The sequence below is a fragment of the Mesorhizobium sp. M1066 genome (genome assembly GCF_040318635.1).
Taxonomy (GTDB): domain Bacteria; phylum Pseudomonadota; class Alphaproteobacteria; order Rhizobiales; family Rhizobiaceae; genus Mesorhizobium.
In genome coordinates, this window is sequence record NZ_JAMYMR010000007.1 from 105654 (window position 1) to 123824 (window position 18171).

At 62.6% G+C, this 18171-nt stretch carries 20 protein-coding genes; 13 read left to right on the plus strand and 7 right to left on the minus strand.

Annotated features, from left to right (window positions below; all coding sequences use genetic code 11):
• Positions 1-132: 132 nt before the first annotated feature.
• From NKH52_RS12765 to NKH52_RS12780, 4 genes are all read left to right on the plus strand, one after another.
• Positions 133-741 carry a cupin domain-containing protein gene (locus NKH52_RS12765; protein WP_352734656.1) on the plus strand — a complete coding sequence of 203 codons (609 nt, stop codon included), beginning with the start codon at positions 133-135 and terminating at the stop codon, positions 739-741.
• A complete protein-coding gene (locus NKH52_RS12770; RefSeq protein WP_352734654.1) occupies positions 731-1816 on the plus strand; it encodes an ABC transporter ATP-binding protein in 1086 nt (361 codons plus the stop codon). Before NKH52_RS12765 ends, NKH52_RS12770 begins: the two co-directional genes overlap by 11 nt.
• A 276-nt stretch (positions 1817-2092) precedes the next feature.
• A complete protein-coding gene (locus tag NKH52_RS12775) occupies positions 2093-2722 on the plus strand; it encodes a 2'-5' RNA ligase family protein (RefSeq protein ID WP_352674083.1) in 630 nt (209 codons plus the stop codon).
• 131 nt (positions 2723-2853) lie between these two features.
• On the plus strand, positions 2854-3207 hold the full coding sequence (locus NKH52_RS12780; RefSeq protein WP_127261632.1) for a nuclear transport factor 2 family protein: 354 nt from the start codon (positions 2854-2856) through the stop codon (positions 3205-3207).
• A gap of 103 nt (positions 3208-3310) precedes the next feature.
• Here the strand turns inward: NKH52_RS12780 and NKH52_RS12785 are convergent, their stop codons facing one another.
• A complete protein-coding gene (locus NKH52_RS12785) occupies positions 3311-3790 on the minus strand; it encodes an SRPBCC family protein (RefSeq protein ID WP_352734652.1) in 480 nt (159 codons plus the stop codon).
• Positions 3787-4143, minus strand: a complete 357-nt coding sequence (locus NKH52_RS12790; protein WP_352734650.1) for an ArsR/SmtB family transcription factor — start codon at positions 4141-4143, stop codon at positions 3787-3789. Before NKH52_RS12790 ends, NKH52_RS12785 begins: the two co-directional genes overlap by 4 nt.
• Positions 4144-4290: 147 nt before the next feature.
• Here NKH52_RS12790 and NKH52_RS12795 point away from each other — a divergent pair, with 147 nt between their 5' ends.
• The gene (locus NKH52_RS12795; RefSeq protein WP_352734648.1) at positions 4291-4638 is read left to right on the plus strand and encodes an ArsC family reductase; all 348 of its coding nucleotides are present in this window, start codon (positions 4291-4293) and stop codon (positions 4636-4638) included.
• 196 nt (positions 4639-4834) lie between these two features.
• Here the strand turns inward: NKH52_RS12795 and NKH52_RS12800 are convergent, their stop codons facing one another.
• Genes NKH52_RS12800 through NKH52_RS12810 form a run of 3 tightly spaced genes read right to left on the minus strand, consistent with a single transcriptional unit; the run spans position 4835 to position 7465 of the window.
• Positions 4835-5197, minus strand: a complete 363-nt coding sequence (locus NKH52_RS12800; protein WP_352734646.1) for a DUF488 domain-containing protein — start codon at positions 5195-5197, stop codon at positions 4835-4837.
• 22 nt (positions 5198-5219) lie between these two features.
• Positions 5220-6476 (minus strand): aminopeptidase, encoded by a 1257-nt coding sequence (locus NKH52_RS12805; protein WP_352734644.1) that lies wholly within the window; start codon positions 6474-6476, stop codon positions 5220-5222.
• The gene (locus tag NKH52_RS12810; protein ID WP_352734642.1) at positions 6473-7465 is read right to left on the minus strand and encodes a LysR substrate-binding domain-containing protein; all 993 of its coding nucleotides are present in this window, start codon (positions 7463-7465) and stop codon (positions 6473-6475) included. The genes NKH52_RS12805 and NKH52_RS12810 overlap by 4 nt, the downstream gene beginning before the upstream one ends.
• A 94-nt stretch (positions 7466-7559) precedes the next feature.
• On the opposite strand from NKH52_RS12810, the gene NKH52_RS12815 reads away from it, so the two are divergent.
• From NKH52_RS12815 to sbmA, 3 genes are all read left to right on the plus strand, one after another.
• Complete coding sequence (locus NKH52_RS12815; RefSeq protein WP_352734640.1) at positions 7560-7781, plus strand: hypothetical protein; 222 nt, start codon at positions 7560-7562, stop codon at positions 7779-7781.
• Between the two features lie 112 nt (positions 7782-7893).
• Positions 7894-9054 carry a YbfB/YjiJ family MFS transporter gene (locus NKH52_RS12820; RefSeq protein ID WP_352734638.1) on the plus strand — a complete coding sequence of 387 codons (1161 nt, stop codon included), beginning with the start codon at positions 7894-7896 and terminating at the stop codon, positions 9052-9054.
• A 113-nt stretch (positions 9055-9167) separates the two neighbouring features.
• Positions 9168-10427 carry a peptide antibiotic transporter SbmA gene (gene sbmA / locus NKH52_RS12825; protein WP_352734636.1) on the plus strand — a complete coding sequence of 420 codons (1260 nt, stop codon included), beginning with the start codon at positions 9168-9170 and terminating at the stop codon, positions 10425-10427.
• A 34-nt stretch (positions 10428-10461) separates the two neighbouring features.
• On the opposite strand, the gene NKH52_RS12830 is transcribed toward sbmA, so the two are convergent.
• The gene (locus NKH52_RS12830; RefSeq protein WP_352734634.1) at positions 10462-11469 is read right to left on the minus strand and encodes a polysaccharide deacetylase family protein; all 1008 of its coding nucleotides are present in this window, start codon (positions 11467-11469) and stop codon (positions 10462-10464) included.
• Positions 11470-11682: 213 nt separating this feature from the next.
• On the opposite strand from NKH52_RS12830, the gene NKH52_RS12835 reads away from it, so the two are divergent.
• Both NKH52_RS12835 and der read left to right on the plus strand, forming a co-directional pair.
• The gene (locus NKH52_RS12835; RefSeq protein WP_023808683.1) at positions 11683-12348 is read left to right on the plus strand and encodes a tetratricopeptide repeat protein; all 666 of its coding nucleotides are present in this window, start codon (positions 11683-11685) and stop codon (positions 12346-12348) included.
• Positions 12345-13778, plus strand: a complete 1434-nt coding sequence (gene der, locus NKH52_RS12840; RefSeq protein ID WP_023808682.1) for a ribosome biogenesis GTPase Der — start codon at positions 12345-12347, stop codon at positions 13776-13778. Before NKH52_RS12835 ends, der begins: the two co-directional genes overlap by 4 nt.
• A 32-nt stretch (positions 13779-13810) precedes the next feature.
• Here the strand turns inward: der and NKH52_RS12845 are convergent, their stop codons facing one another.
• The gene (locus NKH52_RS12845; protein ID WP_352734632.1) at positions 13811-14719 is read right to left on the minus strand and encodes a LysR substrate-binding domain-containing protein; all 909 of its coding nucleotides are present in this window, start codon (positions 14717-14719) and stop codon (positions 13811-13813) included.
• A gap of 116 nt (positions 14720-14835) precedes the next feature.
• Here NKH52_RS12845 and NKH52_RS12850 point away from each other — a divergent pair, with 116 nt between their 5' ends.
• The 3 genes from NKH52_RS12850 to NKH52_RS12860 all read left to right on the plus strand — a co-directional run bounded on the left by NKH52_RS12850 (position 14836) and on the right by NKH52_RS12860 (position 18125).
• Complete coding sequence (locus tag NKH52_RS12850; RefSeq protein WP_352734630.1) at positions 14836-16134, plus strand: MFS transporter; 1299 nt, start codon at positions 14836-14838, stop codon at positions 16132-16134.
• Positions 16135-16278: 144 nt separating this feature from the next.
• Positions 16279-17463, plus strand: coding sequence for a cell wall hydrolase (locus NKH52_RS12855; protein ID WP_023808679.1), 1185 nt, complete (start codon positions 16279-16281; stop codon positions 17461-17463).
• 254 nt (positions 17464-17717) lie between these two features.
• Positions 17718-18125: an AtpZ/AtpI family protein gene (locus NKH52_RS12860; protein WP_352734628.1), complete on the plus strand. Its 408-nt coding sequence runs from the start codon at positions 17718-17720 to the stop codon at positions 18123-18125.
• Positions 18126-18171: the final 46 nt, after the last annotated feature.

Below are 18171 nucleotides of genomic sequence, written 5' to 3' on the forward strand. Positions count from 1 at the left end.
GTCACTATACGGGGAGAAGGGGGCTGGCAGGCGGATGAGGGGCGGCGCCGACGCCTGGTAAAAGTGCGAATTCAATCCCGAGGCAGGCCTTTGTCAGGCGCTGGCCCCAGAGACCGCAACAAGGACCGACCGATGGATGTTCTGGATGAAGCGGCTGAGAAGCCGAAGGACGATGCCGATGTGCGGGTCGGCCGGCGCGTGCGGGCGCTGCGGCTGGAGCGCAGCCTGTCGCTGGCCGATCTTGCGGCAAAAGCCGGCGTGTCGATCGGTGCATTGAGCCAGATCGAGCGCGGCATGTCCTCGCTGCGCGTCAAGGTGATCTGGCCGCTCGCCGCCGCCCTCGACATCGAGCCGTCGGCGCTGATCGCCGACGGCAACGATGCCGTCAACGATCTCTATTGCGTGCGTGCCGACAAGCGGCGGCAAATCCCGGTCAAATCGGAAGGCATTGCCAAGGCGCTGCTGTCACCGCCGGGCGCGACGCTGACCGGCATGCTGGTGACGGTGGAAGCCCGCGGCGGCACCGCCGAAGCTTACGCCCATGCCGGCCATGAGTTCGGCTTCGTGCTGGCCGGCGAAGTCGAACTGGTGGTGGATTCGACAAATTATGTGCTGAAGGCCGGCGACAGTTTTGCGTTCAAGAGCACGCTTTTGCATGCCTTCCGCAATCCCGGCGCCGAGCGCTGCCAGATCCTCTGGGTCAACACCACCAAGCCGTCCGAGGTTCGCGATGGCGCCTGATCCACTCGTCCGGCTGCAAACGGTTTCAAAAATCTTTCCCGGCGGCATCGTCGGGCTCGACGCCGTCGATCTCGACATTGTCAGCGGCGAGTTCATCACCCTGCTTGGGCCGTCGGGCTGCGGCAAGACCACCAGCCTGCGCGTGATAGCCGGTTTCGAAAGCCCGTCGCGCGGCAAGGTGCTGCTCGACGGCCGTGATATTACAGCGCTGCGGCCCTTCGATCGGCCGGTCAACACCGTGTTCCAGGACTACGCGCTGTTTCCGCACATGAACGTCGCTGAAAATGTCGGCTTCGGCCTGTCGTTGCGAAAATTGTCCGGGGCCGAACAGGCAAGGCGCACCGGTGAAGCGCTTGACATGGTCGGTCTCGCCGACAAGATCGGCGCTCGCGTCTCCGAACTGTCGGGCGGCCAGCGCCAGCGTGTTGCGCTGGCGCGTGCCATCGTCTGCGAGCCACGCGTGCTGCTGCTCGATGAGCCGCTATCGGCGCTCGACGCGCATCTGCGCGAGCAGATGCAGGTTGAATTGAAGCGGCTGCAGTCGCGGCTCGGCACCACCTTCGTCATGGTCACCCATGACCAGACCGAAGCGCTGTCGATCTCCGACCGCATCGTCGTCATGAACAAGGGCCGCATCGAGCAGATCGCGCCGCCGGCCACCCTCTATGATCGGCCGGCCACCACATTCGTCGCCAGCTTCATCGGCACGATGAACCTGCTGCAATCGCGTTTCATCGGCCGCGATGGCGATCGCCTGCGTTTCGCCGCCGGCGCTCTGCCGCTGGAAGCCATTTCCGAAACAGGCGACGCTCCCACCGAAGGGGCCATGCGCACCGTCGGCGTGCGACCGGAGGATCTCCTGGCGACGACCGAAGCCGCAGCCGGCACGGCGCCGGCACGCGTCAACAGCATCGTCTTTCACGGCCGCACGCTGCGCCTGCATGCCGAACTCGGGCAAGGCGCACCTGTCGTCATCGACGCGCCGCGCCAGGCCGAGGGTTTTCAATTCAGCGTCGGCGACGTGGCCCACATCAGCCTGCGCCGCGGCGCCAACTGCCCGGTGCTACCAGGTTAGTTTCATTGGTATCCAAAAACGGAGCACACGTCGCACGTTCGGCGGCTACAAGCAGTCGGGCAATGATCGCGAATATGCCGATTGGGATATCAACGATTTCCTCGAGGTTGAGGGCGTAGGCTTCCAGTCCAACTCAGCAGGGGCTTCTTCGACCGTTGAACTCGCGGGCGCGGATCCGGAAAGCCCCAACGCTCGCTTCATTTCGCTTGCAATGTTCCCTTTTTGTTCTAAAGTCTCGGACTTGGCGGAGATGGGTGGCGCAAAAAGAGTAAGGACATGAACGAACTGCCCACATTCAACACAGCCGAAAACGGTCAAACATCTTTCAATTGGCATGAGCGGAGCAGGCGTCGTCGCACTGATCGGTTGTTCTTCTGTCACCTGATGGAAGGCGCCATCGCCGACCCTATCGCTTTACAAGCAACCACTTGGCGGCAGGAACTCGGGCTGAAAGGGAAAATAGTTGCCAATCACATCTCGCTTGTTGGACTCGGCGACCATGACGGATTGCCGGAGGGGTTGGTAGAACTCGCTCACCACATAGGCTCGATGATTGTCGCAAAACCATTCGACGTTTCTTTTGATCGTTTGTGCGCTTTTGGCGGTGGCGCGCTTGTTTTACGCAACAGCGACGGCAATCCTTCGCTGCAAGAATTCTGGCGAAACCTCACAGCGGTGATTTCGGATAGCCCGTTAAAGCTCTTTCTCACAAAATCCATTGAACCGCATGTCACGCTGCTTCGTGACAAAGTGGGAGTGCCCAAAATTCGCGAAAGGGCGATTGACCGCATCAGTTGGACAGTGCGGGATTTTGCGCTCGTCCAGAGCTTCATCCAGGAAGGTCGGTACGAGGTGCCTTACCGTTGGCAATTGACGGGCCAGGACGATGCCCGGCCCGCGATGTAGACGCCCCAAATCATCGTCATATGTCCGCGGGACCATCATGCTGACATGGCTTGTCAGCTACGACGTGGCCCGACGATGGCAGGCCAGCAAGCTGTTCCCCATTTGCAGTGCGTCTGACAGGAGGAATACAAATGACCATCGCGGAAATTGCCAAGGATTTCACCGAGCTGCTCAAGCAGGGCGATAACGAAGCTGCTGCCGAGAAGTACAACGCCGATGATATAGTCAGTCTCGAAGCCATGGCGGGGCCGATGGCCATCTCCCATGGCAAGGAGGCGCTCAGGCAGAAGGGCCAGTGGTGGCAGGAGAACAACGAAGTGCATGGCGGCTCGGTCGAGGGCCCCTACGTCAACGGAGACCAGTTCGCGGTGCGCTTCAAGTTCGACATAACGCCCAAGGCTACCGGCGAGCGTGTCACCATGGATGAAGTTGGCCTCTACACGGTCAAAAACGGCAAGATCACCGAAGAGCGCTTTTATTATTGAGGCCGTGAAATACCATCGGCTTGCGGGAACTCGGTCTCGTCGCTGAAGGTTGAAAAATAAGCATGGCGGCCGGGACGATGTCCCAGGCCGCCATGTGAGAGGCTCAAATGGTCTTCACGTACTGCGCAAGCTGATCGGCCACCGTGCCCCAGCCATCGAAGAAACCCATCTCTTCATGGTTGTTGCGGGTCGCCTCGTCGCGATGGATGGCGGTGGCGGTGTAGCGCGTGCCCTTGCCGTCCGGTTGCAGGGAAATGACCGCTGTGATGAACGGCTCCCCTGACGGCCGATAGCCCGGCAGCAGTGCATCCGTCCACACCAGTCGCTCGTTCGGCACGATTTCGAGATAGCAGCAATGGCGGTCGTTGACCTCATTGCCGTCGGGCGACTGCATGCGCGTCCGGAACAGACCGGCCGGCCTGAGGTCGATCTCGCAGTCGGTGATCATCCAAGGCCTAGGCGTGAACCATTGCTTGACATGCTCAGGCGTCGTCAAGGCGCGCCACAGCAATTCGGGCGGCGCATCGATGACGCGCTCCAGCACGAGGTCCAGTCGGGGATCCGGCTTGAGGGGATAGATCATTTTTCTGTCTCCTGGAGGGTCATCACATAGGCGTCGAACTGGTCGAGGCGGCGCTCCCACAGCGTGCGCTGTTCGGCCAGCCAGTTTTCGGCAAGCTTCAGCGGCTCGGGTGCCAGTTGATAGGTCCTGACCCGGCCGGTCTTTTGCGAGCGCACCAGCCCGCAACCTTCGAGGATTTTGAGATGTTCGATGAAGGAGGGCAGGGCCATGTCGAACGGTTGGGCAAGCTCGCTGACCGAGGCAGGGCTGCGGTTCAGCCGCTCCACTACGCGTCGCCGCGTCGGATCGGACAGTGCGCGAAAGATGCCGTCGATCGGCGGAGGGCTCGGAGTTGTGGTCCGAAGGCTTGTCATTGGTTGGTCCTGAGGCACTGTCAAAACACTTAGGGAAATTCCTTAGCGTTGGCAAGAGCAAAACCGCAGGCATGCCGGGGAGCGCTGGCAAAGCGCGCAGAGCGTCCTTAATCTGCGGTCAGATTCGAAATCGGAAGGGCCACTGTTTTGACGATCACCATCTACGGCATCACCACCTGCGACACGGTCAAGAAGGCGCGCGTCTGGCTGGAGGGCCATGAAATTGCCTACCGGTTTCACGATTTCAGGGCAGAGGGGCTGGACGCCAAGCGGCTGGATGGCTGGGCGGGCAAAGTCGGCTGGGAAAAGCTGCTCAACAAGGGTAGCACCACGTTCCGCGAACTGGCCGACAAGGACAAGCAGAGCCTGGACGAGAAGAAGGCCAAGGCGCTGATGCTGGCCAAGCCGACCATGATCAAGCGACCGGTGCTGGAGGTTGGGGATCGGGTGCTGGTGGGCTTCAAGGCTGATGTTTATGAGGCGGTGGTGAAGTAGGGCAGCGCATACACCTCACTTCGTCATCCTATGGCGAAGCGAGGAGCGGAGCGACGCAGCGCAGACCATAGGATCCATGCCGTGATCTATCCGTGTTGCAACGGTGCAGATTCTGCTCCGCTGCGCCTTTCGACTGAGGTCGCGGCATGGATCCTCGGGTCAAGCCCGAGGATGACGAAGGTCTGGCTAACGATGGCTAATTGTGAGCGCTTGCGCTGAGATACCCCGCCAGCGCCACCGCATTGTTATACGCCTCATCATGCGCGCCATAGAGCAGCGTCACCTTGCCGTGGCTGATCAAGCCTCGCAATTCACCCACCGCCTCGCCGTTCCCGTCCAGCTCAGCACGATACCGCTCCTGAAACTCCACCCAGCGCGCCGGCTCATGTCCGAACCACTTTCGCAGCTCGTCGCTCGGCGCGATCTCCTTCAACCACAGCGCCAGCCCGGCGTGTTCCTTGCTGACGCCGCGTGGCCAGATGCGGTCGACCAGAACCCGCTGCCCGTCATCGGGAGCGGGTGGCTCGTAGACACGCTTGACCGCGATGTTGAAGGCCATCACACCTCCTGGCTGGAAACCCTCAGGCCCACTCGCCCTTGCGCATGACAGGCACGCGGGCGCCGTCCTTGTGGACACCGTCGATGTCGATCTTGTCCGAACCGATCATCCAGTCGATGTGGATGAAGCTCTTGTTGCCGCCGCGCGCCGCGATCTCGTCCTGGCTGAGCGAGGCGCCGTCGACAAAGCACTTCGAATAGCACTGGCCGAGCGCGATATGGCAGGCGGCGTTCTCGTCGAACAGCGTGTTGAAGAACAACAGCCCGCTCGCCGAGATCGGCGAGGAATGCGGCACCAGCGCCACCTCGCCGAGGCGGCGCGCGCCCTCATCTGTATCGAGCACCTTCTTCAACACATCCTCGCCCTTCGAGGCCTTGGCCTCGACGATCCTGCCTCCTTCGAAACGCACCGAGATGTCGTCGATCAGCGTGCCCTGGTAGGACAGCGGCTTGGTCGAGGAGACATGACCCTCGACCCGCCTTGCGTGCGGCGTGGTGAAGACCTCCTCGGTCGGGATGTTGGGGTTGCAGGTGATGCCGTTCTTGGCGGTCGAGGCGCCGCCCATCCATTCATGGCCGTCCGCCAGTCCAACCGTCAGGTCGGTGCCCGGTCCGGTGAAGTGCAGCGCGTGGAAATTATGGCCGTTGAGCCATTCGGTGCGGCTGCGCAGCGCCGCGTTGTGCGCCTTCCAATTGCCGATCGGGTCCTCAACATCGACCCGCGACGCGGCGAAGATAGCATCGGCGAGCTTCACGACCGCAACATCGTCGGCATCGCCGGGGAAGACCTGTTTGGCCCAGGCGAGGTCCGGATAGGCGACGATGTTCCAGTTGATGTCGAAGCCGGTGATCTTTTCCAGCGCCGGCTGGTAGGCCATCGAATTCGCCTTGTTGGCGCGCGCCACTTTCGCCGGGTCCTGTGCCGACAACAGCGACGGATCCTCGCCGCGCACGGCAAGCCGCGCCGCATTGTTGGCAAAGGCTTTCGCCATGCCCTCATAAAGCCAGCCGGCGGCGCGGTCGAAGCTCGCGTCGGCGCCGAAACGGTAGCGGGCCAGCGTCATCTCGTCATCGTTGAAGATCGGCGTCACCAGCCCGGCGCCGGCCTTGTAGGCATGCTCGACGATCCGCCTGGTCAACGGCAGTGCCGCGATCGATGAGGTCAGCACCAGATCCTGTCCTGGCTGCAATTGCAGCCCGACCTTGATGGCGACTTCCGCCAGCCTGTCGAGCTTCACCGGGTCGATCGATGCGGAAACGCCGCGCGAATGTGTGGTCATGATCCTGCCTGTCGTAGTTTGATGTCCGACCTACCATAGAGCGGCGGCGCGGTGCTTTCCACCGCGATCGCGCCGGCGGGTGCTGGGTTTGCGGACCCGAACCGCGCCATGGTTGCCTCGATCTCTTCCCTGATCCAGAGCTTGAAATCCCGGACCTTGCGGCTTTCCGCCTTGACGGACGAGGTCACCAGCCAATAGCCGAGCCCGCTCTGGGCGCGGATTCCGAACGGCGCCACCAGCCGCCCATCGGCCAGCGCATCGGCGGCGAGCAATTGCCAGCCCAGCATCACGCCGTGGCCGGCGATTGCCGATTCCAGGCACAGCATCGGGTCTGTGAAACGCGCGCCCTTCAGGAAGGTGACGGGTGGAACGCCGGCTGTCTCGAACCAGCTTTCCCAGTTGATCATCGCCCGCTCGTCGGTGATCGCGCAGGTCTGGGCAAGGTCCTCGATCGACTTCAGTTTTTTGGCGATCGCCGGCGCGCAGACCGGGAAGACTTCCTGCGCCAAGAGCAGTTCCGCCCGCCCGCCAGGCCATTTGCCGTCGCCAAGCCGGATGGCGATGTCGATGTCCGAGTGATCGAGATTGGCCAGCCGCACCGAAGCGTCGATGCGCAGCAGCACGTTGGGATGCCGGTCGAAGTGGCGAGATAGCCTGGGCAACAGCCACTTCGAGGCAAAGGCCGGCGCCACCGAAACCACCAATGTGCATTGCGTCGCCTCGTCGGCCAGCGCCACGGCCTGTGAAAGCTCACGAAATCCAGCACCAAGGCGGGCCGCGAAGACGGCGCCGAATTCGGTCAGCACCAGACCGCTCGCCGTTCGCTCGAACAGCGCTTGGCCGAGCTGTTTTTCGGTACGGCTGATCTGTTGGCTGACGGCGCTGACGGAAACGTTGAGCTCACCGGCCGCCGCCGCCAGCGATCCGAGACGGGCAACGGTTTCGACGGCGCGGAGGCCGTTGAGATGGACGCGGTTGAGCATGGCCATTGAGTTTTTCTAAACTGATCCGGCTGAAATCTCAATTGAAAGGCATGTCGAAACGGCAGATTTTCTCGGGAGAGACAGATCTGTGGAGCCGGAAATGCTGAGGATATTGTCGTCGTCGCTGAAGGTCTTTTTCGCTGCGACTACTTCGCATGAGCCGCGCCGGGACAGCGAAACGCAGAGATGGCTGATCGATCCGCTTTCGCATCCGGTGCTGAACACCATGTCGGAGCGCGAACTGGGCGATGTGCCGTTCAGGCTGACGGCACGGCGGACAGTGCACGAGACGGTTCCACTATGCGCCGGCGGTCGCTGCTGAGCAGGTGCCAAGCGTTCCGGCTTGAGGAAGTCGAGGCGAGCACGTCCCGCGTGCGCACTGGCCCAACAGATGGCGATTGTTTCAGCGATCCCTGTACTTATTGTGCAGTGCAATGACATCAGCCACCTCGACAGCGCTGCGTTTCGCTCTCGCCGGCATGATTGCCATGGCGATTGCCATGGGCATCGGCCGTTTCGTCTACACGCCGATCCTGCCCGGGATGATGCAGGAACTGCATCTGTCGCCTGCCGATGCCGGCTGGATCGCGTCGGCCAATTATCTCGGCTACCTCGTCGGCGCGTTGGCAGCGGCGGGCGGCTGGGCGCATGGGCGCGAGCGCCTGCTGATGCTGGCGGGGCTTGGCGCCAGTGCGGTCCTTGCCGCGCTGATGGGGCTGACCGAAGCGATGGCGGCCTTTCTCGCCATCCGCTTTCTGGCCGGTCTGGCCAGCGCCTTCGTCATGGTTTTCATGGCCAGCATCGTGTTCAGCCATATCGCGGCTGCCGGTCGCAACGACCTGCAGGCCTGGCATTTCGGCGGCGTCGGGCTCGGCATAGCGGCATCGGCGGCGATGATGGCGGTGCTGGTCGCCGAGCATTCGGGCTCGGCGGCAGGCTGGCTGTGGTCGGCGGCGATTTCGGCCTGTGGTTTCGTCCTCGTCGCTCTGTTGGTCAATGAGGGGCCGCTCGGAAACGGCGAAGTCGCCCGCGAGCCGGCACTGCGGATGGACCGGTCGTTGGTCAAGGTCATCATCGCCTACGGCCTGTTCGGCTTTGGCTATGTGGTGACGGCGACATTCCTGGTCGCCATCGTTCGGCAAGGCGGCGGCAGCCGCATCTTCGAGGCCATGGTGTGGATGGTCGCCGGTCTTGCGGGCTTTCCCTCGGTCTGGCTCTGGCAGAAGATCGCAGCCCGGACCGGCCTCTATGCCGCCTATGCGCTGGCGTGCTTCATCGAAGTTGCCGGCGTCACCGCCAGCGTCGCCATCGGCGGAGCCACCGGGCCGCTGCTTGCCGGCGTGCTGCTCGGCGGCACCTTCATTGCCATCACCGCATTTGGCCTGCAAGCCGCCCGGCAGCAGGCGCCAGAGGCGCCGCGCCGGATCTTTGCCCTGATGACGGCTGCGTTCGGCCTTGGCCAGATCATCGGTCCGGTCGCCGCCGGATTTCTGGCGCAAATGTCCGGCGATTTCTTCCTCGCCTCGATCACCGCCGCAATCGTGCTGGTCGTCTCCGGCGCCATCACATGGTCGGCTGCGCCAAAATCGCCATGATTGTGGGCTTGCTGTGCGGGGCATCGGGCACGGGCATTTTCTTTCCCACTAATGTGTGACTTTATGCCCGCTGTCGTCAGCTGATTTGCGCCTAGATCGAGGAATTCGCCACAGTGTTCGTATCCTTTTTCCCGCAGCCGAAGCTGTTCTTCACTTCGGCCGCCGTCTGGAGCCTTGCGGCGATCCTGTTCTGGTTCTTCGGTGGTGAACAATTAGGTGCGGTTTTCGGGTTACCGCCCGCCGCGGCTGGCGCGCCGCCCATCATCGGCATCGCCATCCTCATATCGCCGCCATTTCTGTGGTTTTATCTCTATTTCGCGTTCTGCGTGCTCGTCTTCTACGCATTCTGGAGCTGGTATTCGCCGCATCCATGGCAGCGCTGGTCGATCCTCATGACCGCGGTCATCCTGTTCTTCATCTATTTCAATGTGCAGGTCAGTGTCGCCGTCAACGCCTGGTATGGGCCTTTCTTCGACTATGTGCAGGGCCTGATGTCGGGGACTGGAAAGTCGACCAACAGCGAATTTTATATCGGATTGGCCGATTTTTCGTGGCTGGCGCTGGTCGGCATGAATGTGCAGGTGGTCAATGCCTTCATCGTCAGTCACTGGATCTTCCGTTGGCGCACGGCGATGAACAACTACTTCGTCGAGAACTGGGGCAGGCTGCGCCATATCGAGGGTGCCTCGCAGCGTATCCAGGAAGACACGATGCGGTTCTCGCAGATCATGGAAGATCTCGGCTCCAGCTTCGTCCAGTCGATCATGACCTTGATCGCATTCCTGCCGGTCATGATCCAGTTGCAGGCCCATATCACCGAGTTGCCGATTATCGGCGCGATCCCGCAGCCATTGGTGGTCGCGGCCCTTGCCTGGTGTCTGTTCGGGACGATCTCGGTCATGGTTGCCGGTCTGAAACTTCCAGGGCTGCAGTTCCGCAACCAGCGTGTCGAAGCCGCCTACCGCAAGGAACTCGTCTACGGCGAGGATCATGCGGACCGGGCCCAGCCGGCCACCACCGCCGAGCTGTTCGAGAATGTTCGTCACAATTATTTCAGGCTCTATTTTCACTACATCTATTTCAACGTCGTCCGTTACACCTACCTGCAGGCCGACAACATTTTCTCGCTGCTGATCCTCGGTCCCTCGCTGGTGGCGCACAAGATAACGTTCGGCGCGCTGAACCAGATTTCGAACGCATTCGGCAAGGTGACCGGTTCGCTGCAGTTTCTGCTCACCTCCTGGTCGACGATCGTCGAGCTGCAATCGGTCCACAAACGCTTGCGTGCTTTCGAAGCGACGCTGCAAGGCGAGCCGCTGCCTGAAATTGACCAGCGCTATCTGGCAAGGCAGGGCGCCGAGGATCCGGCCTAAAGACCGAGGTTGGAAATCGAACCGGGTTAGCGGCTCAGCCGCCGACCGAGACCTGCCTTTGTCCAGCATCCTGGCGCGAAACATAGTCGCGAAAACTGATGCATTCGACATCGGCCTTGACGCAGACCTCGCCGGCAAAGCGCTCAAGCGCGTTCCAGTAGGCGCCGTCATTCATCAGCGCGAAGTGGAAGCCGAGTTCCAGCGGAATGCGCTTGCCCGCATACTGCTTGTCGAAGGCGGCGCGGAAGGCAGCATAGGTCCGGTTGGCGAACTCGCCCGCTTGGCTTGGCCGCTCGAAGCCGCCGGAATGCCTGACATAGAGGTTGTAGTCCATGGCAATCACCGGCCGCGACTTCGGTCCTTCGGGAATCTGAGGCAGGGAAAAGTGCATGATGCCGTTGCTGGCCGTCGGTCGGGCAGGGCCTTGCGAGACGCCGCTGGCATCGAATTTATATCCGGCCGCCGGCAGCGCTTCGTAAAGCGCCTTGCTGGTCGACAGATACGGCGCGCGAAAGCCGACCACCGCATGCCGCGCGAAATCGCGCCAGCCCTGTGGTTCGGGCGCAATGCCGTTGATGGCATAGGCGTTTTCGAGAATGTGCTCGAACGAACTGAACTCTTTCAGCCAGTCCGCCTTGCTCCAGTCCTTGCCGTCGAAATGGCCGCAGCCATGGCTGGCGATGTCGTGGCCTTCATGCGCGGCAAGCCCGATCTGTTCGAGCCGCTCGGTGACTTCCTGCTTCGAGGCGGCAAAGCCGATGTTGGATTTGCCGGCGCCTTTGCCGGGTGCGGTGTATTCCTTGCGTGTCTCCGTCGACAGCAGGAAGACGCAGGAAAGAAAATAGGTGAAGTGCGCGCCGGTGCGCTCAGCCAGTGCCCGGCTGCGTTTCCACTGCGAAATGTCGCGGGCACTGTCGAATGAGATGATGACGACCTGTTTCGGCTTCGCCGGCGGCGGTGGCGCGGGCGGATCGGCCAAAGCCCCGCCACCAGTGGCGATCGCGGCAAGGGAAAACGCAACAACGCGGAACGGACGAAGCATAGGCAATCTGATCTGAACTCTAGGAACGTCTGCAAGCCGGCTATCGCCCAAATGTGGCGTGGGTGCGATTGGGCCTTTCGGCTGCTTGTCCGTGGCAAACATCCGTTTGCCCTCGGCAATAGGCGATTTTCCGGTTGCACCCCTTCCATGCCGGCAAAATTTCGCTAAAACGCGGGCTGACAAAGCCCGACCGGGCAGGAATGGTTTGATTTGATGTCCGACGACAGTTTTATCCGTGAAGTCAACGACGAGATCCGTCGCGAACAGGCGCAGGCGCTGTGGGACCGTTTTGGCCCCGCTCTGATTGTCGTTGCGATCCTCGTGGTGCTCGGCACCGCCGCCTTCGTCGGCTATCGCTATTGGGACGAGACGCGCGCCAACCGCTCGGGCGATGCGTTCTCGCAGGCGCTGAAGCTCGCCAATGACGGCAAGAACGATGAGGCGCTGACCGCGCTCGATCAGTTGGAGAAGGATGGCTACGGCGCCTATCCATTGCTCGCCCGCATGCGCGGCGCGACCGTCAAGGCGAACAAGGGCGACGTCCCCGCCGCCGTCAAGGATTTCGACGAAGTCGCCGCCGACACGGCCATTCCCCAGGGCATTCGCGACATGGCGCGCCTGCGGGCAGCGCTGCTGCTCGTCGACCACGGCTCCTTCGCCGACGTTTCCAGCCGTGTCGAAGCGCTCACATCCGACACCAACACGCTGCGCCATACGGCGCGCGAGGCACTCGGCCTTTCCGCCTGGAAGGAAGGCAAGACGCAGGATGCGCTGAAACTGTTCGACCAGATCGCCGCCGATGACGGCGCCCCGCGCAACACCCGCGAGCGCGCAACATTGATGTCCGAGCTGATCCGCGGGTCGGGCAGTGCGTCGTGACCTTCAAAGTCGCCATCATCGGCAGACCTAACGTCGGCAAATCGACTCTTTTCAATCGGCTGGTGGGAAGGAAGCTGGCGCTCGTCGACGACACGCCGGGCGTCACCCGCGACCGTCGCGTCCATGCCGCCAAGCTCTACGACCTGCATTTCGATGTCATCGACACCGCCGGCTTCGAGGACGCTGGCGCCTCGACCTTGCCCGGCCGCATGCGTGCGCAGACCGAGATCGCCATCCGCGAAGCCGACCTGATCTTCTTCACCATCGACGCCAAGTCCGGCCTGTTGCCTGACGACAGGACCTTCGCCGAGATCGTGCGCAAGTCCGGCAAGCCGGTCGTGCTGGTCGCCAACAAGGCCGAGGCGAAGGGCGCCCAGGGCGGCATGCTGGAAGCCTGGGAACTCGGACTTGGCGAGCCGATCCCGGTTTCGGCCGAGCATGGCCAGGGCATGCCCGATTTGCGTGACGCCGTGATCGGCGCGCTCGGCGAAGCGCGCGCCTTCGGCGAAGAAGAAGATGGCGAAGACGAAGACGTCGCTGCCGGCGAGGTGCTGATCGGCGAGGATATCGCCGATCCGGATGCCGAGCACGCCTATGACGACACCAAGCCGATGCGCATCGCCGTTGTCGGCCGTCCCAATGCCGGCAAGTCGACGCTGATCAACGCGCTGATCGGCGAAGAGCGGCTGCTCACCGGACCGGAAGCCGGCATTACCCGCGATTCGATCTCGGTCGATTGGGATTGGCATGGTCGCCGCCTGAAACTGTTCGACACGGCCGGCATGCGCCGCAAGGCCAGGATCCACGAAAAGCTGGAAGTGATGTCGGTGCAGGACGGCCTGCGCGCCATCCGGTTTGCCGAGATCGTCATCATCGTGCTCGACGCCACCATTCCGTTCGAGAAGCAGGATCTGCAGATCGCCGACCTGATTATTAGGGAAGGCCGGGCGCCGGTGATCGCCTTCAACAAATGGGACCTGATCGACCATCCCCAGGAGCTTCTGGCCGAACTGCGTGAGAAGACCGAACGGCTTCTTCCCCAGGCGCGCGGCCTCCAGGCCGTACCTGTCTCCGGCGAGACCGGGCGCGGCCTCGACAAGCTGATGGATGCAGTCATCAGGACGCACAAGGTGTGGAACAGCCGCGTCTCGACCGGCAAGCTCAACCGCTGGCTGGAAGGCATCCTGGCACACCATCCGCCGCCTGCCGTGGCCGGGCGCCGGCTGAAGGTCAAATACGTCACCCAGGCCAAGACCCGGCCGCCGGGTTTCGTTGTCCAGTGCTCGCGGCCCGATGCGATGCCGCAATCCTATGTCCGCTATCTCTCCAACAGCCTGCGCGAAGCCTTCGACATGCCCGGCGTGCCGATCCGCATCGCGCTGCGCACGTCGGACAATCCATTCGCCGGCAGGTCGAACAAGCGCAAATAAGCGGTCGGGCGCTGGATACCTGTTCCGGCTGTCTAAGCGACCTCCTTCAACCGCTCGTCCCGTGGCAGCGCCTGCAACGCCGCCTGCAACAATATGTCGGCCAGCCGCGCTGCCACCGGATCCAGTTCCGCATCCTTCTGGTGCAGCACCAACGCCATTTTGGGCAATGCCGGCAGCCCGGCGATCTCCGGCGTCATCGCACTCACGCTGGCCGGCAGGCCGATGTCGGTGCGGATCGTCAGCCCCAGCCCCGCCGCCACGGCTGCCCAGATGCCGCCAAGGCTCGGGCTGGAAAAGGCCATCCGCCACGACAGCCCGGCGCGGTCGAGCGTTTCGGTTGCCACTGTGCGCAGAAGGCATGGCGCTTCGAGCGCCACCAGCGGCAGCGGCTCACCGTCGCGCAGGCTGGTCTCGATGCGCTTTGCCGGCCCGATCCAGCGCATCGGCACATCGGCGACATGCTGGCTGTAGGGCAGCGTTTCGCCGCAGTGCCAGGCGAGCGCGATGTCGAGACTGCCTGACATGACCCTTTCGGCAAGGTCGTGGCTGCGTGCGATCCTGGCTTCGATCTTCACCTTGGGGTGCGCCCGGGCAAATCGGCCGAGCACGTCCGGCAGCACCGCCTCGCCGAAATCCTCCTGCAAGCCGAGCCGTACCCAGCCTTCCAACTCGACATCGTGGATGGCGGATGCCGCCTCATCATTCAATTCGATCAGCCGGCGCGCATAGCCGAGCAAGGTCTCGCCGGCCTCGGTCAGGGCGAGGCCGCGTCCTGATTTGCGGAAGATCGGCGTCGCCGCCTGTTCTTCCAGTTTCTTCAATTGCGCGCTGACCGCCGACGTCGACCGGCCAAGCCGGCCAGCGGCCTTGGCAAAGCTGCCCAGTTCCATGCCGGTGACGAAACTGCGCAGGACGTCGAGGTCGAAAGTTACGCGTCGCATGTGAGTCCCGATTTTCAGGATTGTATGTTCAAAACTTCCTAATTTTCAGGATGAAATTATGGCGGTAGGGACAGATCGTCAAGGCCGGACCACTGGCCAGAACGGGAAATGAAATCATGTCCGCCATTGTCAATTGCACCGACCGGCAGCCGTCAGAACTCCTGGAAGATACGGCAGCCGGTTCCGCCGAAAGGGTATTCAAGCCCGGCCATCGCTGGAAGGTTCTGGGCATCGGCGTCGCCGCCAATGCCGCCTTCTCGGCTACGTTCTCCGGCATCCCGGCGACGGCGGTCGTTCTTCGCCAGGGCTATCACCTGGGCAATGCCGAGCTCGGCCTGGCGCTCGGCCTTCTCGGGCTGGGGGTCGCGCTCAGCGAACTGCCCTGGGGCCTGCTCACCGATCGCTGGGGCGATCGCCGCGTGCTCCTGATCGGGCTCGGCGCGACGGCGGTGTGGCTCCTGGTCATGGCGATGCTGGTTGTGCCGACAAAGGCCGGTACTCCCGGCGTCACGCTGCTCGCCGCGAGCCTGCTCATCACCGGACTGCTCGGCGGCAGCGTCAACGGTTCGAGCGGCCGCGCCATCATGGGCTGGTTCCGGGAAAACCAGCGCGGCTTTGCAATGAGCATCAGGCAGACGGCGGTGCCGCTCGGCGGCGGCCTTGGCGCCCTCATACTGCCCTCGCTTGCTCTGGCTTTCGGCTTTGGCGCGGTGTTCGGGGTCCTGGCGGGTGCATCCGCTCTGTCTGCCCTGTTCGCCTGGCGCTGGCTGCACGAGCCGCCGACGGCGGGCAAGGATCATCTCGCTGCGGCTTCTGTGGCTGGACCGGCGCCGCTGCGCAATCGCGATGTTTGGCGTATCGCGACCGCCATCGGCCTGCTCTGCTTTCCGCAGGTGGCCGTGCTCACCTTCGCCTCCGTGTTCCTGCACGATTTCGTTGGATTGGGAACGGCGGCGATCAGCGCGAGCCTCGCCGCCGTTCAGATCGGCGCCATGGTCATGCGCATCTGGAGCGGCCGCTTCACCGACCGTCACGGCAACCGCCGCCAATTTCTTCGCTTGTGCAGCGCGTTCAGCGCCCTTGCCTTCGCCATGCTTTGGCTGCTGGTCCTGTTCGGCCCAACCGTTCCGGGCGGCCAGCTCATCTGCTTGGCGGTCCTTCCAGTCGTGCTTATTGTCGCAGGCATCTCCGTCTCCGCCTGGCACGGCGTCGCATACACCGAGCTTGCCACCCTTGCCGGCGCCAGCCATGTCGGGACCGCGCTCAGTCTTGCCAACACCTTTGTTTTTGTCGGCTTCTTTCTGGTACCGGTGGCCATTCCGGGGCTCTTGCACCTCTGGTCCTGGTCCGGCGTCTGGCTGGCGGCCGCCATCTGCGCGCTGATCGCCCGGCCGATCTTCCTGCGTCCGGCCTGAATAGTCGGCCGCAAAATCGCCTGACTTCGCAACCACGACCTCGGGTCGGCCGGGAAAACCCGATCGAAGCCGTTAACGTCCCATCAAGGTTAATGCATCATTTTGCTCTCCAGTGGGGTCAGTCGCGTTCCTGGAGAGTGTTCCGTGCATCGACGTGTGTTGAAGCGGCTGGTTGCCGCCGCCGGTGAGAGAAAACGTGGCTTTCTGGCTCCGCTCGTCATCGGTTTCGGCATCTGGATCGGCTTTCCGACGGTCGCCGCCTATCAGGACATGACGAGCCTGGTTTCCGGCCTCGAAGCATCGAGCACGCGCTGGAATTCCTATGTCGAGAAATCCGTCGCCGGCTCGACCCATGCGGCCGAGATGCCCTTTGCCGATTCTGATGTCACCGGCTCCATCTCCGGATCGGGTGTCCACCTGGCCGGTGTCGGCAACGTGTCGTTTCGCGGCAAGGGCGGCAAAGTCAGCGGCACGCCCGATGAGGACCGCGTCGTGCGCGCCGAGAAGAAAGGGCGCATCGTCCAGATGTCTCCCGTCGCACCGCCGAAGAACTTCAACGCCGGCTCGATCTTCGAGCGCACCTCCTCCTTGCTGCGGCCCAGCATGGACAGCGGCCTGAAAATGGCTTTCGCCAAGCCGCAGATCAAAGGCAAGGAAATCCAGATCGCCGCGGCATTCCATGCGCGCGAGGACAAGAAGCCGGATCCCGGCGTGCCGGCCATGCTGGCAGCGCTGGTCAACAACGACCATCCGGACGTGCTGGCCACCGCCTACGCGCAGTCCGAGCCTGATTATGCCAAGGCATCGCCCTTCGAAGCCCTCCTTCAGGACGAGCAGCCCAATGAGGGCCGCTTCATTCCGCCGATGGCCAAGGGCGATCATTCGTGGATCCAGAACCCGCTGCCCGCCAGTGTCTTCTCCCAAAAGGAGCAGGCATGCCTTGCCAACGGCATCTATTTCGAGGCGAGGAGCGAATCCGTGCGCGGCCAGGCCGCTGTCGCCCAGGTCATCCTCAACCGCGTCCGCAATCCGACCTATCCGAATTCGATCTGCGGCGTCGTCTACCAGAACGACAGCTGGTTCAACCGCTGCCAGTTCTCCTTCGCCTGCGACGGCAGGAAGAAGCGCATCGATAGCCCAGCCGCCTACAAGACCGCCCAGGAGATCGCCATGGCCGTCACTGCCGGCAAGATCTTCATCCCGGAGGTCGGATCGTCGACCCACTACTATGCCCAATATGTCCATCCCGGCTGGGCGCGCACAATGCAGAAGATGACCAAGATCGGCCTGCATATCTTCTATCGGACCTATGGCGGCGGCTGGAGCTGAGTGCAGAGCAGCCGCTGATCTTTGATGTGGCGCGCAGCCTATCGAAGAGCCATTGCGCAGGGGATTCGCGCCATGCATCCTCGTCATCATGGCGGGCACGATGTCGCACCTTTCTAATTGATTGATTTTATTGCCTAAAATACATGGCAATGAACTTCCGCCCGTGGCTTGACGGGCGCAAACCCTCTAACTATGTTGCCGGCGACTTTAGAAGCGGACGGACGGTGACGGTCTGACCGGGCAGGGGGGTTGCGATGGCCGACAAGAATGGGCCAGACGGAACCGGAAAAACCGGCCGCGGCATTCAGCATGAACCCGATATCCGCGACGACGATCTTGAGCGCCGCCGCCGTGACCTTGAAGCTTCGCTTGCGACAAGGCGGCCGGGCCGGCTCGAGGGGAAAGACGACGCGAAAGCGGGCAGTGTGGCCGGTTATGGTCAGGCGCTCAAACTCTCCAGCGAGTTTATCGCCGGGGTGGTGGTGGGTGCCGGCATCGGCTGGATCATCGACCGTCTGGCGGGGACATCGCCATGGGGTCTGATCGTGTTTCTGCTGCTTGGTTTTGGCGCCGGAGTGCTCAATGTGATGCGTTCCGCCGGCGTTGTGGCAGAATTTGGACAGGGCGATAAATCGCGCCGTGACCAAGACGACAAGAAATGACCGCGCTTCATGTGCGGTAATGGTAACGAGGCCGTACGCGGCATTG